We start from the raw sequence: 15,198 nt of genomic DNA, 5'->3' as shown, positions 1-15,198 counted from the left end.
CGGTCTGATCCTTCGCGGGTCGAAGCCCGGAAAACAGGGCCCGGAAACGAAGGTTCGGGACCGTAGCCGCTCAGTCCGCAAGATCAAAGACGCCAGTTCGCCAGAATGACGATCAGCACTCTTGCGACGGCGCCGACGCGGGCCGGGGCGCCGCCTTCATCATCGCCTTGGTCGGCGAGGCTCCTTCGCCGCAATCCAGGACGCGGGTGATCTCTCGATCCGTCTTGTCCGGATGCAGGTCGACACCGAACTGCGACAGGGCCAGCGCGGCCAAAAGGGCGATCAGGCCGGCGATCAATTCGATCAGCACTTGCAACGCCCGATCCTCCCCACAGCAACAGGCCTCATGCGCGCGAATACTAAGGCGCAATGATGGCGTGCGGCCAGATTTCAGACACAGATTGACCGAATGTGACGGGGCGTGGAACGGATGTCACATTGGGCGGCGACACGCCCCCATCACTCGAATCGGTCACGCTTGGCGCCATGCAGGCCTTTGTGGACAGCTATGACGGTCGGCTTCTGACCCCGGGCGCGGGCGTCTGGCGCACCGAACGCGCGCACCGGTTCGCGCCCCTGATGGAGAATGACGCCTATTTCGCCGCCCTGGCCTCGGCGCTGGAGAAGGCGGAACGGTCGATCGTCGTCCTGGGCTGGCAATTCGACCCGCGCACCCATTTGTCGGTCGAGGCGGGGGCCGACGACCGGGCGGCCGAGATCGGCCACCGGCTGCGCCTGCTGGTCAAGCAGAAGCCCGAGCTGGACGTGCGGCTGCTGATCTGGAAATCGCCGCTGCTGATCGCGGCGTCGCAGGGCTTTTATCCGCACCGGGCGCGGGGTTGGTTCCGCAAGCGCACGGTCGAGTTCCGCATGGACAGCCCCGGCCCCATCGGCGCCTGCCATCACCAGAAGGCGGTGATCATCGACGACAAGCTGGCCTTCTGTGGCGGCGGCGACATCGCCACCGACCGCTGGGACAGCGCCGAACACCTGGACGACGATCCGCGTCGCTGCCAGCCTTCGGGCCTGATCGCGCGGCCCCGGCACGAGACCATGTGCGTGTTCGACGGCCCGGCGGCGCGGGCGCTGGGCGACCTGGCGCGCGAACGCTGGGCGCGGGCGACCTGGGAACGCACCCTGCCGGACGAGACCGAGACCGACCCCTGGCCTGACGGCGTGGCCCCGACGATGCACGATGTTTCCGTCGGTCTGTCGCGCACCGAACCGGCGTGGAACGGCCGGCCCGAGATCCGCGAGAACGAGGCCCTGCATCTGGAGGCCATCCGGCGCGCCCGGCGCCTGATCTATTTCGAGAACCAGTATTTCACCTCGCCCGCCATCGCCCAGGCCCTGGCCGCGCGTCTGGCCGAGGACGACGGCCCGGAGGTGGTGCTGGTCACCACCGCCCGCAGTCCCAGCTGGTTCGACAGCCTGACCATGGACAAGGCCCGCGCCCAGGTCCTGTATCGGCTAGAGCAGGCCGACCGGCATGGCCGCTTCCTGGCCCTGGCGCCGCGCACCACGGGCGGCGGGCGCATCATCGTGCACGCCAAGGTGACGGTGATCGACGACAAGCTGTTGCGGATCGGCTCGACCAATCTGAACAACCGGTCGCTGGGGTTCGACACCGAATGCGACGTGTCGGTCGAGCCTGAGGATGCGGCGGGCCGCGCCGCCGTGCGCGACTATCGCCATCACGCCCTGGGGCATTTCCTGGGGGTGACGGCGGCCGAATTCGCCGCGGCCGAGGCGGTGATGGGATCGATGGAGGCGGCCATCGGCGCTTTCGACACCGGCCGGATGCAGGTTCTGGGGGCCGAGCCGCCCTCATGGCTGCAATCACGCATCGCCGACTGGCAGTTGGGCGACCCGATGTCGTCGCGCGATTCCTGGCGCCCCTGGCGGCGGCGGGCGCGCGGACTGGCGCTTCAGCAGCCGGAAACTCAGGCCGGCTGAATCTCGAAGTCGAACACCAACGGCAGGTGATCCGACGCCGCCTTCACCAGGGGGGACTGGGGGGCGAACACCCGCACCGGCTTCACCTCGGGACTGACGAACAGATGGTCGATGCGGATGGCCGGGAAGGTCGAGGGGAAGGTCTTCACCGACGGCTTCAGGCCCAGAATGCGCTGGGCGTCGGCCAGGCGTCCGCACAGCGTCTGATAGGGCCGCGTCAGGGAGGTGGCGTTGAAGTCGCCGGTCAGGATCGTCGCCCCTTCGCAGGCCCCCACCCAGTCGCGCCCGGCCAGGGCGTCGGCCTGAAGCCTCTGCTCGCGCGGGACCAGACCCAGGTGGGTGTTCAGCACGTTCAGCGGCGTCCCGTCGATATCGATCCGCGACCACAGGGCGCCGCGCGGCTCCAGCCCCGGCACGCCCGCCACCGTCGGCAGGGCGCCGACCTTGACCAGCTGTTCCGGCCGGCGGGTCAGGATGGCGTCGCCGTAAAGCTCGGTCTCCACCGCCATGGCCGGGTGGAACCGCAGATTCATCGACAGACGATCGGCGATGGTTCGGGCCTGATCGACATGGCCGGTGCGGGCGCGGCCGACGTCCAGTTCCTGAAGGCAGACGATGTCTGGGTCGTGCTCGGCCAGCACATCGGCGATGCGGCCGACATCCAGCCGGCGATCGACGCCGACGCAGCGATGGACATTGTAGGTGATCAGACGGGGCATGGGAGTTTGCTGTCCCGTCCTTTCGGCTGCGAAAGCGACCAGCGTATGACCGTCACAGGACCACGAGGCGGTCGGGCAGTTCGTTGACGTCGGCGGGGCGCGGCGGGAAATGGGTCGCCAGCACGTCGCCGCACAGGGTCACCGCCGCCTCGAACCCATCGGCCGGGCGTCCAGCGCGCAGTTCGCGGGTCAGGGCGGCCACGGCGTCGCCCCAGACCGTGGCGTCGACCTTTTCATAGATGCCGGTGTCGGCCACCACCTCGACCTGACGGTCCGCGACGCTGGCGAAGATCAGCACGCCGGTGCGGGCCTCGGTCTGGTGCAGGCCGTGGGCCAGGAACTGCTGCATGGCCGCCCGGCGCATCCGCGCACGGCGCAGCGGAGCGGGAGTCACGATCCGCGACATCCCCGGCGCCGACACCACCAGGAAGACCCCGATGAAGATCGCCGCCTGGACGATGGCGTAGGCCGTCAGCGCCCGGCCGATGGTCACGTCGCGCGCGGCCAGGTGAGCGATCTCCCAGCTGTCGGCCACGCCGGGGAACCAGGCCGGGTCGAAGCCCAGCGGAATCAGCGCCATCGGCAGAAGCAGCGCCGCCAGCGCCGCCCAGCCCAGGCGGATGTCGCGATAATCCGACACCTTGCGCGCCACGACGCAGAAGATTTCGCCGGACGTGCGCCGTTCAGCCGCCGCGATGGCGGCCGAGATGCGTTCATGATCCTGGGGCGTGATCGGCATCACCATCCTCCCGAGGCGCCGCCGCCGCCGAAACTGCCGCCGCCGCCGCTGAAACCCCCGCCGCCGCTCCAGCCGCCGCGGCTGCTGCGCCCGCTTCCGCCGCCGTTGTTGCGCAGGGCCTCGGACGCGGCCCAGATCAGGATGGGCGAAACCCCGCCCTTGTGCTTGCGCCCGCGCGAGGCGGCGCCCAGCAGGCCCAGGAACAGGAAGACGAACACCAGGAAGATCACCAGCATCGGCCAGACCGGCACGTCGGGCCCGCCGGCGTCGGCGGCCTCGGCCCGCGCCTGGGCCTCGGCCGGGTCCAGACGCAGCTGCTGGTCGATGGCGTCGACCGTGTCGCTGATGCCCTGGCGATAGCCGCCGGTGCGGAAGGCGGGCAGGGCGCGGGTCTGGATGATCTGGGCCGACAGGGCGTCGGTCAGGATCGGCTCCAGCCCATAGCCGACCTCGATCCGCACCTTGCGTTCGTTCGGCGCGATGATCAGCAGCACGCCGTTGTCGCCCTCCTTCTGGCCGATGCCCCAGTGACGGCCCAGGCGATAGCCGTAATCCTCGATCTCATAGCCTTGCAGGCTGTCGATCGTGACGACCATCAGCTGATCGCCGGTGTCGGCCTCCAGCGCCGCCAGCTTCTGGGTCACGGCGGTCTCGGTCGGGTCGTCCAGCAGGCGCGCCTGATCGACCACACGGCCGCTCAGCGCCGGGAAGGTCGGCTCGGCCCAGGCGGCGGTCACGCCCAGGACGGCCCACAGCGTCAGGGCCGCCAGCATCAGCAGGCGCGCGCGGGCGCCCGTGCGTCGCAGCAGAGCGTTCACGGTCACTGGGCCGGGGCGGCGGCCGGGGCGGGAGCGGGCGGAGGCGATCCGGGCGCGGCGCCGGGCGGCGGGGCGGCGGGGTTCAGCGCGTCGAAATTGACGTTGGGCGCCGACTGGGCCGCGGCGGTGGCGGTGAACAGCGGCATCGCCTTGGACCCGCCATGGATGGTCTTGGCCCAGATCACCGTCGGGAAGGTGCGCAACGAGGTGTTATAGTCGCGCACTGCCTCATTATAATCGCGCCGGGCGATGTTGATGCGGTTCTCGGTGCCTTCCAGTTGCGACTGAAGCGCCAGGAAATTCTGGTTCGACTGCAGCGTCGGATAGTTTTCGACCACCATCAGCAGACGGCTCAGCGCCTGGCTCAGTTCGCCCTGGGCGGCCTGATAGCGCTGGAAGGCGGCCGGGTCGTTCAGGGTCTCGGGCGTCACGGTGACGCCGGTGGCGCGGGCGCGGGCCTCGACCACCTGGGTCAGGGTGGTGCGCTCCTGCAAGGCCGCGCCCTGGACGGTGGCGACCAGATTGGGCACCAGATCGGCGCGGCGCTGATACTGCGACTGAACGTCGGCCCAGGCGGCCTCGGCCCGTTCCTGCTTGGTGGGGATGGCGTTGATCCCGCAGCCGGCCACCGAAGGGGCCAGGAGGGCGACGGCCGCGACGGCGGCGAAACGCGGGTTCAGGCGGGTCATGGCGTCCTCCGGCGGCCGTTCGAAACGCGGCCGTGAATCAAACTATCCGCCCATGTCGGTGCGGCTTCAAGCGTCCAGTTCTTCAGGCGTCAAACCGACCGAACGGCAGGCGGCGCCATAGGTGTTGGCCAAGAGGCAGGCGATGGTCATCGGCCCCACGCCGCCAGGCACCGGCGTGATGCGGCTGGCGACGGTCGCGGCCTCGTCGAAGGCCACGTCGCCGACCAGCCTGGTCTTGCCCTCGGCGGCCTTCTGCGGATCGCGGGCGGGGACGCGGTTGATGCCGACGTCGATCACCGTGGCGCCCGGCTTGATCCAGTCGCCGCGCACCATCTCGGGCCGGCCCACGGCGGCGACCAGGATGTCGGCCGTGCGGCACAGGGCGGGCAGGTCGCGGGTGCGCGAATGGGCGATGGTGACGGTGCAGCTTTCAGCCAGCAGCAGTTGCGCCATCGGCTTGCCGACGATGTTGGACCGTCCCACCACCACGGCGTTCAGGCCCGACAGATCACCCAGCTGATCTTTCAGCAGCATGATGCAGCCCAGCGGCGTGCACGGGACCAGCCCCGGCAGGCCGACCGCCAGCCGACCGGCGTTGACGACATGAAACCCGTCCACATCCTTGTCCGGGTCGATGGCGGCCAGCACGGCGTCGGCGTCGATATGCGCGGGCAGCGGCAACTGCACCAGAACGCCGTGGATTTTCGCATCGGTGTTCAGACGCGCGATCAGGGCCAGCAGCTCGTCCTGGCTGGCCGTTTCCGCCAGGCGGTGGGTCTCGGAATACATGCCGGCCTGGACCGTGCGTTCGCCCTTTGACCGCACATAGACCTGGCTGGCGGGGTCTTCGCCGACGATGACCACGGCCAGGCCTGGCTGGACGCCATGATCCGCCTTCAGCCGCGCGGCGGCCGCGGCGACGCGGTCGACCAGGCCGGCCGCGAACGCCTTGCCGTCGATCAGAATCGCCGCTTCGCCCATCCGGTCACGCCTTCGTCAGGAATCGAACATGTGGCGCGCGATTTACAGACGGGCCGGTTCGGCGTCTATCATCGCCGGATCATTCTTCCGGGGAATCCCATGCGTCGCCTGACCTTCTCGACCGCCACCGCCGTCGCCGCCCTGATGCTGGCGGCCGGCCCCGCCTTGGCGCAGGAGCCGCTGCGTCCGGGCCAGACGGTGCAGGGCGCCATCACGGCGGATGAGACGGCCGACGACTATCGCATCACCGCGCGCGCGGGCCAGCGGTTCGAGATCGTCATGCGGTCCGACGCCTTCGACGCCTATCTGGAGGTGTTCGCCCAAGGCAACACCGAAGCGGCCCTGGCCAGCGACGACGACGGCCTGGGCGAAGGGGTCAACGCCCGCCTGCGGTTCACGGCGCCCGAGGCCGGGACCTATGTGCTGCGCGCCCGTCCGCTGACGGAAGGCGAGGGGGACTACAGCCTGGTTCTGACCGAACGGCCGCCGGCGCCGCCCGCGCCCCGGCCCCAGGCGATCCGTCTGGGCGGCGAGGTTCGCGGCGAACTGACCGACAGCGACCCGGAACAGGACGCCGGCCCTCGCTATGACGCCTATGGTTTCCGGGGCCGGTCGGGCGGCCGGGTGGCCATCGATCTGGAATCCGACGATTTCGACCCCCTGGTTCGCCTGGGCCGGATGTCGCGCGCCGGCGTGTTCGAGGAGTTGGCGTCCAACGACGATGCGCCGGGCGGCGGACTGAACTCGCGCCTGGTGCACACCCTGCCGGCCAACGGCGACTATGTGATCCGGGCCACCGGATACGCCGCCGACGCGGCCGGCGCCTATGTGCTGAAACTGGCTGAAGGCCCAGCGCCGGCGCCCATCAACACCATCGCCATCGGCGGCACGGTCCAGGGTGAACTGACGGCCGAAGACGGCCTGAACGACGCAGGCCAGCACGCCGACTTCTATCGCTTCCGCGCCAGCGAGGGGCAGCGGGTGACGGCGACCCTGTCGTCCTCGGCCTTCGACGCCTATCTGATCCTGCATCGCGAGACGGCCAACGGGCGCGAAGAGGTGACCCGCGACGACGACGGGGCCGGATCGGGAACCGACGCCCGGTTGACCACCACCCTGACGGCGGGCGGAAACTATGTGATCGAGGCGCGGGCCTTCGGTTCGGGCCAGGGCGCCTATAGCCTGTCGCTGGCCGAGGCCGTGCCGCCACCGCCGGCCGCGCAACTGGCCTTTGACGAGACGGTCCAGGGCGAGATCACCGAACAGGATGCGTCCGACGACAATGGCCGACGCTATGACGCCTATGTCTTCCCTGGACAGGCCGGCCGCCGGGTGCAGGTGATCGTGCGCTCGGGCGACTTCGACAGCTTCGTCGAGATCGGCCGTCCCGGCGACGCCTGGGAAGCCCTGGCCGTGGATGACGACGGTCTGGGCGAAGGGCTGGATTCGCGCCTGAATTTCACCCTGCCCGAAGACGGCGACTATCAGGTGCGGGCCATGCCGCTGGGGACCGACGGCAAGGGGCTGTATTCGATCCAGTTGATCGACCGGGGGCCGGAGCCGCTGCCCGGCAGCATACTGGTGGGCGTGACCACGCGCGGCTCGCTGGTCGAGGCGGACGCCATCAATGGCGAAGGCGTGTCGTTCGACGCCTATGAGATCGCGGTCAAGTCGGGCGACCGGCTGCGGCTGGAGATGGTGTCCAACGCCTTCGACGCCTTTGTGGAGATCGGCCGGGTCGACGGCGACGGCGACTTCGAGAGCCTGGCCGGCGATGACGACGGTCTGTCGGACACAAACGCCCAGCTGGACTGGACGGCGCCGGACGACGGCGTCTATGTCATCCGCGCGCGCAGCTATGCGCCGGGCGGGGTCGGGGACTACGCCCTGACCGTGGACAAGCAACCCTGAGGCGACTGTGGCGCATGACGGCGGCCTGACTGACGCGGACGTCGTCGAAGCCTATCGCATCTTCCTGGAACGCGAGCCGGAATCGGCCGAGGCGGTGGCCCACCACCGTGCCGCCCATGCCGACCGGGCGAGCCTTTACCGCGCCATGCTGGCGTCGTCCGAATTCCTGGACCGCGTCAGCTTTCCGGCAGTGCGCGCGGCCCTGCATGGGCTGATGTCGGCCCCCCCGCCGCAGGTCCAGCATGACGCCCCGCCCGAGGTGATGGCCCGGATGGTCGCCCGCATCCGCGACCAGTGGACCCGCCTGGGCGAGGCCGAGCCTCATTGGTCCGTCGTCACCGCCGAGCGGTTCCGCGCCCGTAATCTGGCCGCGGACCCCGAAAGCCTGGCCTTCTTCCGCCACACTGGCGCGCGCGAAGCCGGCCTGATCGACACCTTCGCCGCCCGCACCGGCGTAGCGGCGCCCACGGGCCTGTGCGTCGAACTGGGGTGCGGCGTCGGGCGGGTGACGCGGCATCTGGCCGACCGGTTCGACCGGGTTCTGGCCCTGGACATTTCGCCCGGCAATCTGGCCCTGGCCGACGCCTATATGGCCGAGGACGGCATCACCAACGTCGAGACGCGCCTGGTTCGGGGGCTGGAGGATTTTGACGCCCTGCCGCCGATGGACGCCTTCTTCTCGGTCATCACGCTTCAGCACAATCCGCCGCCGGTGCAGAAGGCGATGCTGCGCGCCGTGTTCGACCGGCTGAAACCGGGAGGCGTGGCCCTGTTCCAGCTTCTGGGCGAACAGGCGGGCTATGTCTTCGACGCCGAAGACTATCTGTCCGGCGCCGCGCCCGAGATGGAGATGCACGTCCTGCCGCGCGCGGTGGTGCTGGCCGAAATGGCCGCGCACGGCGTCCGGCCGCTGGACGTGGTGGCCGATGCGCGCACCGGCGCCATCATCGGCTCGACCACCTTCTATGGGCTGAAGCTGTAATCGCCCGTCAGGCCGAGGGCAGAAGGTCGCCCGCGAACGGACGATAAAGGCCCGCGCTGACCCCCTCGGTCGCCCGTTCGATGTCCGGCGCGAAATAGTGGTCCGAGCCGTAAGGGGCCGCCGCCTCGCGCACCAGGGCGTGCACCTGCTCCAGCGCGGGCGAGGACGTCAGCGGCCGGTGGAACTCGATGCCCTGCGCGGCCGCCAGCAGTTCGATGCCGACCACGGTGGCGGTGTTCTGGGCCATGTCCAGCAGGCGGCGCGCGCCGTGGGTGGCCATGGAGACGTGGTCTTCCTGATTGGCGCTGGTGGGCACGGTGTCGACGACGCACGGATGAGCGACCATCCGGTTCTCGGCCACCAGGGCGGCGGCCGTCACCTGGGCGATCATGAAGCCCGAGTTCAGGCCGCTTTCCTTGACCAGAAAGGCCGGCAGCTCGCTCATCTTCGGGTCGACCAGGATGGAGGTCCGGCGTTCCGAGATATTGCCGATCTCGCACAGGACCATGGCGATCTGGTCGGCCGCGAAAGCCACCGGCTCGGCGTGGAAATTGCCGCCCGAGATCACGTCGCCGTCCTCGATGAAGACCAGCGGATTGTCGGTCACGGCGTTGGCTTCGCGCTCCAGCGTCGCGGCGGCGTGGCGCAGCACATCCAGGGCCGCGCCCATCACCTGGGGCTGGCAGCGCAGGGAGTAGGGATCCTGAACCTTGTGGCAGCCCTCGCGGTGGCTGTCGCGGATGGCGCTGTCGGCCATCAGGGCACGTAAGCGCGCCGCCACGTCAATCTGGCCCGGCTGGCCGCGCAGGGCGTGGATGCGCGGATCGAACGGGGCGTCCGACCCCTTCAGCGCATCGACCGACAGGGCGCCGGCGGCGATGGCGGCGGCGAAACAGGCCTCGGCCGCGAACAGGCCGGCCAGGGCCAGGGCCGTCGAACACTGGGTGCCGTTCAGCAGGGCCAGACCCTCTTTCGGCCCCAGGACGATGGGCTTGAGCCCCGCCTTGGCCAAGGCCGCCTCGGCCGGCAGGGTCTGGCCCCCGACCCGCGCCTGGGCCACACCGATCAGGACGCAGCTCATGTGCGCCAGAGGCGCCAGATCGCCCGATGCGCCGACCGACCCCTTGGACGGAATGCACGGCAGGATGTCGGCGTTGACCAGGCCGATCAGGGCCTGAAGCGTCTCACGCCGGATGCCCGAGGCGCCCTTCGACAGGCTGGCGATCTTCAGCACCATCAGCAGGCGGGTGACCGGCTCGCTCAGCAGCGGCCCGACGCCGGTGGCGTGGCTGAGCACCAGGTTCTTCTGCAGCGTCTCCAGGTCTTCGGCCGCGATGGAGGTGTTGGCCAGCAGGCCGAACCCGGTGTTGATGCCATAGACGGTGCGGCCCTCGGCCAGAATCGCCGCCACGGTCGCCGCGCCCTTGTCCACATCGGCCCAGGCGGCGTCGGTCAGGCCGACGGTGACCGGCCCCTCCAGCACGGCGCGCAGTTGAGACAGGGTCAGGGGAGACTGGCCGATGGTCAGGGTCATGGTCACATTGCTCGGTTTACGAGGGGTCTTTTGGGTGTTCAGCGGGCCTGGCGTCGCGTGATCAGCAGGCCGAACAGTGCCGCGATCGGGAACATCAAAACCCCATAGATGGCCGCCGGCAGCGACATGTCCGGCCGACCCAGCACGCCCTGGGCGATCACGATGGCCAGGGTGGCGTTGTGAATGCCGACCTCGAAGGCGCTGGCCACCGCCTGGGGCTTTTGGATCTTCAGCAGGCGCGGCACGATATAGCCGACCGACAGGCTCAGCACGCAGAAGGCCGTGGTGATGCCGCCCAGCAGCAGGAAGTTCGACGCCAGCAGGTCGAAGCTGCTGGCCACCGAACCGGCGATCACCAGCACCAGAATGGCCACCGAGGCGATCCGCACGGGCTTGTCCATCGCCCGGGCGAACTCCGGCTTGATCGCGCGCACCACCATGCCCAGGGCGACGGGCGCCAGCACGATCACGAACACCTCCAGCGCCTTGGCGAACTGCAGGCCGACGCTCAGGTCGCCGGGCCGGAACCAGGCGATGGCCAGATTGGTAATGACCGGCAGGGTGATGACCGCGATGACCGAATTGATCGCCGTCAGCGAGATGTTCAGCGCCACGTCCCCGCGGAACAGATGGCTATACAGGTTCGCCGTCGTCCCGCCCGGAGAGGCCGCCAGCAGCAGCATGCCCACCGCCAGGATCGGCGGCAGCTGGAACGCCAGCACCAGTCCGAAACAGATCGCCGGAAGCAGAAGCAGCTGACAGGCCAGGGCCACCGCCGCCGCCTTGGGCTGTTTGGCCACGCGAACGAAATCGGCGGGCGTCAGGTCCAGCCCCAGGCCGAACATGATGATCCCGAGCGCAAGCGGCAGGGCGACAGCGGCGAATTCCATATCAGACTCCTAGGTTCAGCCGAGGCTGGGCAGGTTCAGACCGTTGGCGCGCGCGGCGTCTTTCGCAATGTCATAGCCAGCGTCGGCATGGCGCATCACACCCGTCGCCGGGTCGTTCCAGAGAACCCGTTCCAGCCGTTTCGCCGCCTCGGGCGTGCCGTCCGCGACGATGACCACGCCCGAATGCTGGCTATAGCCCATGCCGACCCCGCCGCCGTGGTGCAACGACACCCACGACGCGCCCGAGGCCGTGTTCAGCAGGGCGTTCAGCAGGGGCCAGTCGGACACGGCGTCCGACCCGTCCATCATGGCCTCGGTCTCGCGGTTCGGACTGGCGACCGAGCCGGAGTCCAGGTGATCGCGGCCGATGACGATGGGGCCGGAAAGCTCGCCCGAGGCCACCATCTCGTTGAACATCAGACCCGCCCGATGGCGGTCGCCCAGGCCGATCCAGCAGATGCGGGCGGGCAGGCCCTGGAAGGCGATCCGCTCGCCCGCCATGTCCAGCCAGCGGTGCAGCCCAGCGTTGTCGGGGAACAGCTTTTTCATCGCCGCGTCGGTCTTGCGGATATCCTCCGGATCGCCGGTCAAGGCGGCCCAGCGGAAGGGGCCGATCCCCCGACAGAACAGCGGGCGGATATAGGCGGGCACGAAGCCGGGGAAGTCGAAGGCGTTCTGCACGCCCCGGTCGAAGGCGACCTGGCGGATGTTGTTGCCATAGTCGGTGGTCGGCACGCCCATCGCCTGGAAGGCCAGCATGGCCTCGACATGATCAACGATTGATTGCGCCGCCGCCTCGCGCACGCTGTCGGGGTCCGACTGGCGCTTTTCCTCCCATTCCGCGACCGTCCAGCCCTTGGGCAGATAGCCGTTCACCAGGTCGTGGGCGCTGGTCTGGTCGGTGACCAGATCGGGCCGGACGCCGCGCTTGATTAGTTCAGGCAGAACATCCGCCGCATTGCCCAACAGTCCGACGGATATGGCTTTTCCTTCGATCTTGGCCTGGTCGATCAGGCGCAGGGCCTCGTCCAGGTCTTCGGCCATCACGTCCAGATAACGGGTGCGCAGGCGCATCTCGATCCGGCTGCGCTGGCATTCCACCGCCAGGCACGAAGCGCCGGCCATGGTGGCGGCCAGCGGTTGCGCCCCGCCCATGCCGCCCAGGCCCGCCGTCAGGATCCATTTGCCCGACCAGTCGCCGCCGTAGTGCTGGCGCCCCGCCTCCATGAAGGTCTCATAGGTGCCCTGAACGATGCCCTGGGTGCCGATGTAGATCCACGACCCGGCCGTCATCTGGCCGTACATCATCAGACCCTTGCGATCGAGTTCGCTGAAATGCTCCCAGGTCGCCCATTTGGGCACCAGGTTGGAGTTGGCGATCAGCACCCGCGGCGCATCCTCATGCGTGCGGAACACCCCGACCGGCTTGCCCGACTGGACCAGCAGGGTCTGGTCCGCCTCCAGCGCCCGCAACTGCTCGACGATGTGGTCGAAGGCGACCCAGTCGCGCGCCGCCTTGCCGATGCCGCCATAGACGACCAGATCCTCGGGCCGCTCGGCCACCTCGGGATCAAGGTTGTTCATCATCATGCGCAGGGCCGCCTCGGCCGCCCAGGTCTTGGCGGTCATTTCGGGGCCACGGGGCGCGCGGACGATGCGGGTGTTCGGGGTCTGTTGTTGAGTCATGCGCGCTTCCTATCCCTTCTCCCCTTGCGGGAGAAGGTGGCAGGCCGCAGGCCTGACGGATGAGGGGTTGCTCGGACAGTTCGGCGTGACCCCTCATCCGTCACGCTTTGCGCGCCACCTTCTCCCGCAAGGGGAGAAGGGGTTATGGAGAGGCATGGAAGAGTCGGAAGCCCTGGGCTGGCGGTCGGTCGGCGACCTTGTCGGCGATAACCCAAGCGCGCCGGTCGCCCTGATCGGGGCGCCGTTGAACGAGCGGTCTCTGACGCCGGGCCGGTGCGACCTGGGGCCGAAGGCGTTCCGGGCCGTTCTGCCGCGTTTTTCGACCTATGACGTCGAGACGGGCGTCAGTCTGGAGACAGCGGTTCATGACGCGGGCGACGTGCCGCTGAAGGCCGTGTCGCCGGCCGACGCCTTTGCGCCTGTGCGTGACGCGGTGGCGGCGCAAGGTGCGCGGGCGCTGACGGTGCTGATCGGCGGCAATAACGCCATCACCCGGCCGGGCGTGCATGGTCTGGGGCTGGAACGGGTGGGGGTGCTGACGCTGGACGCCCATTTCGACCTGCGCGACACCGACCAGGGTCTGACCAACGGCAATCCGATCCAGGCGCTGCTGGAAGACGGACTGGACGGGCGCCGTATCAGCCAGGTCGGCCTGGCCCCCTTCGCCAACACGAAACGGGCGCACGACAAGGCGAAGGCGGCGGGGATTTCGGTGCGCATGGCGGGCGAATGCCGCGCGCGGGGCCTGGCGGCGGTCGTGGCCGAGGAGCTGGAGCGTCTGTCGGACCTGTGCGACGTCCTCTACGTCGATTTCGACATCGATGTGATCGACCGCAGCCAGTGGCCGGCCAGCCCCGGCGCGCGGCCAGGCGGGGTGTCCGTGCACGACGTCTTCGCCGCCACGCGCATCATCGGCGCTCATGCCAAGGTCGGGGCCGTCGATCTGACCGAATACGATCCGTCGCTGGAGATCGGCGACCTGGGCTCGCTGACGGCCGGGCGCTGGTTCTGCGAACTGCTGATGGGGTTCCAGTCGCGATGATCAAGGCCGACCGACTGATCACCGAGTGCCGCCTGGCCACCATGGTCCAGTCGGACGAACCCTATGGCGCGGTCGAGGACGGGGCCATCCTGATCCATCACGGCAAGATCGTCTGGGCCGGGCCGCGCGGCGAACTGCCCAAGCACAAGGCGGCCGAGACCGATCTGCTGGGCGGGCGCTGGGTCACGCCGGGGCTGATCGACTGCCACACCCATCTGGTCTTCGGCGGCGACCGCTCGGGCGAGTTCGAACAGAGGCTGGGCGGCGCCACCTATGAGGAGATAGCCAAAGCCGGCGGCGGCATCGTCTCGTCCGTGCGCGCCACGCGCGAGGCCAGCGAGGACGACCTGTTCGACAGCGCCATGGGCCGCCTGGAAGGGTTGAAGGCCACCGGCGTCACCACGGTCGAGATCAAGTCCGGCTATGGCCTGGACATGGAGGCCGAGTTGAAGATGCTGCGGGTCGCCCGCCGCATCGGCAAGGAAGGCGGGGTGCGCGTCCGCACCAGCTATCTGGGCCTGCACGCCCTGCCGCCCGAGCATCGCGACGACCGCGATGCCTATGTCGATCTGGCCATCGGCGACATCCTGACGGCCGCGCACGACCACGATCTGGTCGACGCGGTGGACGCCTATTGCGAGCCCATCGCCTTCACGACCGCAGAGGTCTCGCGCCTGTTCGAGCGGGCGCGCAGCCTGGGCCTGCCGGTGCGGCTGCATGCCGACCAGTTGTCGGACGGGGGCGGGGCCGCTCTGGCCGCCCGCTATGGCGCCCTGTCGGCCGACCATGTCGAGCACACGACCGAAGAGGGCGTGAAGGCCATGGCCCAGGCGGGGGTGGTCGCCGTGCTGTTGCCCGGCGCATACCTGATGCTGCGCGAGACCCAGGCGCCGCCCATCGCCCTGTTCCGCCAGCATGGGGTGAAGATGGCGGTGGCCAGCGACTGCAACCCCGGCACCTCGCCGCTTGCCTCGATGACGGCCGCGATCAACCTGGCCTGCGTCCAGTTCCGCCTGACGCCGGAAGAGGCCCTGGCCGGCGCCACCCGCGAGGCGGCCCGCGCCCTGGGTCTTTATGCCGACGTCGGCCGCATCAGGAAGGGCCTGGCCGCCGACCTGGCCGTCTGGGACATCGACCGCCCCGCCGAGCTGGCCTATTGGCTGGGCAAGCCGATGCTGCATGCGCGATACGTCGGCGGCGATCCATCCTAGGTTGCATTGATATATGATCTGAGGTTGTCTTGCCCTTCAG

14 protein-coding genes are annotated in these 15,198 nt (G+C 69.2%); 5 read left to right on the top strand and 9 right to left on the bottom strand.

What is annotated here, in order from left to right:
* Window positions 1-112 precede the first annotated feature (112 nt).
* Window positions 113-310 (bottom strand): hypothetical protein, encoded by a 198-nt coding sequence (locus Q0581_RS05595; RefSeq protein ID WP_298698387.1) that lies wholly within the window; start codon window positions 308-310, stop codon window positions 113-115.
* Between the two features lie 176 nt (window positions 311-486).
* Here Q0581_RS05595 and Q0581_RS05590 point away from each other — a divergent pair, with 176 nt between their 5' ends.
* Entirely contained in the window at window positions 487-1,956 is a 1,470-nt protein-coding gene (locus tag Q0581_RS05590; RefSeq protein ID WP_298698385.1) for a phospholipase D-like domain-containing protein, read from the top strand.
* Here Q0581_RS05590 and Q0581_RS05585 read toward each other — a convergent pair.
* The 5 genes from Q0581_RS05585 to folD all read right to left on the bottom strand — a co-directional run bounded on the left by Q0581_RS05585 (window position 1,944) and on the right by folD (window position 5,902).
* Window positions 1,944-2,675 carry an endonuclease/exonuclease/phosphatase family protein gene (locus tag Q0581_RS05585; protein ID WP_298698383.1) on the bottom strand — a complete coding sequence of 244 codons (732 nt, stop codon included), beginning with the start codon at window positions 2,673-2,675 and terminating at the stop codon, window positions 1,944-1,946. The two genes, Q0581_RS05590 and Q0581_RS05585, sit on opposite strands and share 13 nt — an antisense overlap.
* 52 nt (window positions 2,676-2,727) lie before the next feature.
* Window positions 2,728-3,414: a TPM domain-containing protein gene (locus tag Q0581_RS05580; RefSeq protein WP_298698381.1), complete on the bottom strand. Its 687-nt coding sequence runs from the start codon at window positions 3,412-3,414 to the stop codon at window positions 2,728-2,730.
* Window positions 3,414-4,232, bottom strand: coding sequence for a TPM domain-containing protein (locus Q0581_RS05575; RefSeq protein ID WP_298698379.1), 819 nt, complete (start codon window positions 4,230-4,232; stop codon window positions 3,414-3,416). The genes Q0581_RS05580 and Q0581_RS05575 overlap by 1 nt, the downstream gene beginning before the upstream one ends.
* Before the next feature lie 2 nt (window positions 4,233-4,234).
* A complete protein-coding gene (locus tag Q0581_RS05570) occupies window positions 4,235-4,921 on the bottom strand; it encodes a LemA family protein (RefSeq protein ID WP_298698377.1) in 687 nt (228 codons plus the stop codon).
* 66 nt (window positions 4,922-4,987) lie between these two features.
* Window positions 4,988-5,902, bottom strand: a complete 915-nt coding sequence (gene folD, locus Q0581_RS05565) for a bifunctional methylenetetrahydrofolate dehydrogenase/methenyltetrahydrofolate cyclohydrolase FolD (protein WP_298698375.1) — start codon at window positions 5,900-5,902, stop codon at window positions 4,988-4,990.
* A 99-nt stretch (window positions 5,903-6,001) separates the two neighbouring features.
* On the opposite strand from folD, the gene Q0581_RS05560 reads away from it, so the two are divergent.
* Both Q0581_RS05560 and Q0581_RS05555 read left to right on the top strand, forming a co-directional pair.
* Window positions 6,002-7,813, top strand: coding sequence for a PPC domain-containing protein (locus Q0581_RS05560; RefSeq protein ID WP_298698373.1), 1,812 nt, complete (start codon window positions 6,002-6,004; stop codon window positions 7,811-7,813).
* Window positions 7,814-7,820: 7 nt separating this feature from the next.
* Window positions 7,821-8,795: a class I SAM-dependent methyltransferase gene (locus tag Q0581_RS05555; RefSeq protein WP_298698372.1), complete on the top strand. Its 975-nt coding sequence runs from the start codon at window positions 7,821-7,823 to the stop codon at window positions 8,793-8,795.
* A gap of 7 nt (window positions 8,796-8,802) precedes the next feature.
* On the opposite strand, the gene hutH is transcribed toward Q0581_RS05555, so the two are convergent.
* The 3 genes from hutH to hutU are packed head-to-tail and all read right to left on the bottom strand — an operon-like array spanning window position 8,803 to window position 12,905.
* The gene (gene hutH, locus Q0581_RS05550) at window positions 8,803-10,329 is read right to left on the bottom strand and encodes a histidine ammonia-lyase (RefSeq protein WP_298698369.1); all 1,527 of its coding nucleotides are present in this window, start codon (window positions 10,327-10,329) and stop codon (window positions 8,803-8,805) included.
* A gap of 38 nt (window positions 10,330-10,367) precedes the next feature.
* Complete coding sequence (locus Q0581_RS05545) at window positions 10,368-11,219, bottom strand: bile acid:sodium symporter family protein (protein WP_298698366.1); 852 nt, start codon at window positions 11,217-11,219, stop codon at window positions 10,368-10,370.
* Window positions 11,220-11,234: 15 nt separating this feature from the next.
* Window positions 11,235-12,905 (bottom strand): urocanate hydratase, encoded by a 1,671-nt coding sequence (gene hutU, locus Q0581_RS05540; RefSeq protein WP_298698363.1) that lies wholly within the window; start codon window positions 12,903-12,905, stop codon window positions 11,235-11,237.
* Window positions 12,906-13,059: 154 nt separating this feature from the next.
* On the opposite strand from hutU, the gene Q0581_RS05535 reads away from it, so the two are divergent.
* Window positions 13,060-13,947, top strand: coding sequence for an agmatinase family protein (locus Q0581_RS05535; RefSeq protein WP_298698361.1), 888 nt, complete (start codon window positions 13,060-13,062; stop codon window positions 13,945-13,947).
* Window positions 13,947-15,158 carry an imidazolonepropionase gene (gene hutI / locus Q0581_RS05530; RefSeq protein WP_298698477.1) on the top strand — a complete coding sequence of 404 codons (1,212 nt, stop codon included), beginning with the start codon at window positions 13,947-13,949 and terminating at the stop codon, window positions 15,156-15,158. The genes Q0581_RS05535 and hutI overlap by 1 nt, the downstream gene beginning before the upstream one ends.
* The last annotated feature ends 40 nt before the right edge of the window (window positions 15,159-15,198 follow it).

This window comes from uncultured Brevundimonas sp. (assembly GCF_937863155.1).
Lineage (GTDB): Bacteria > Pseudomonadota > Alphaproteobacteria > Caulobacterales > Caulobacteraceae > Brevundimonas.
This window is presented reverse-complemented; position numbering and strand designations above follow the sequence as displayed.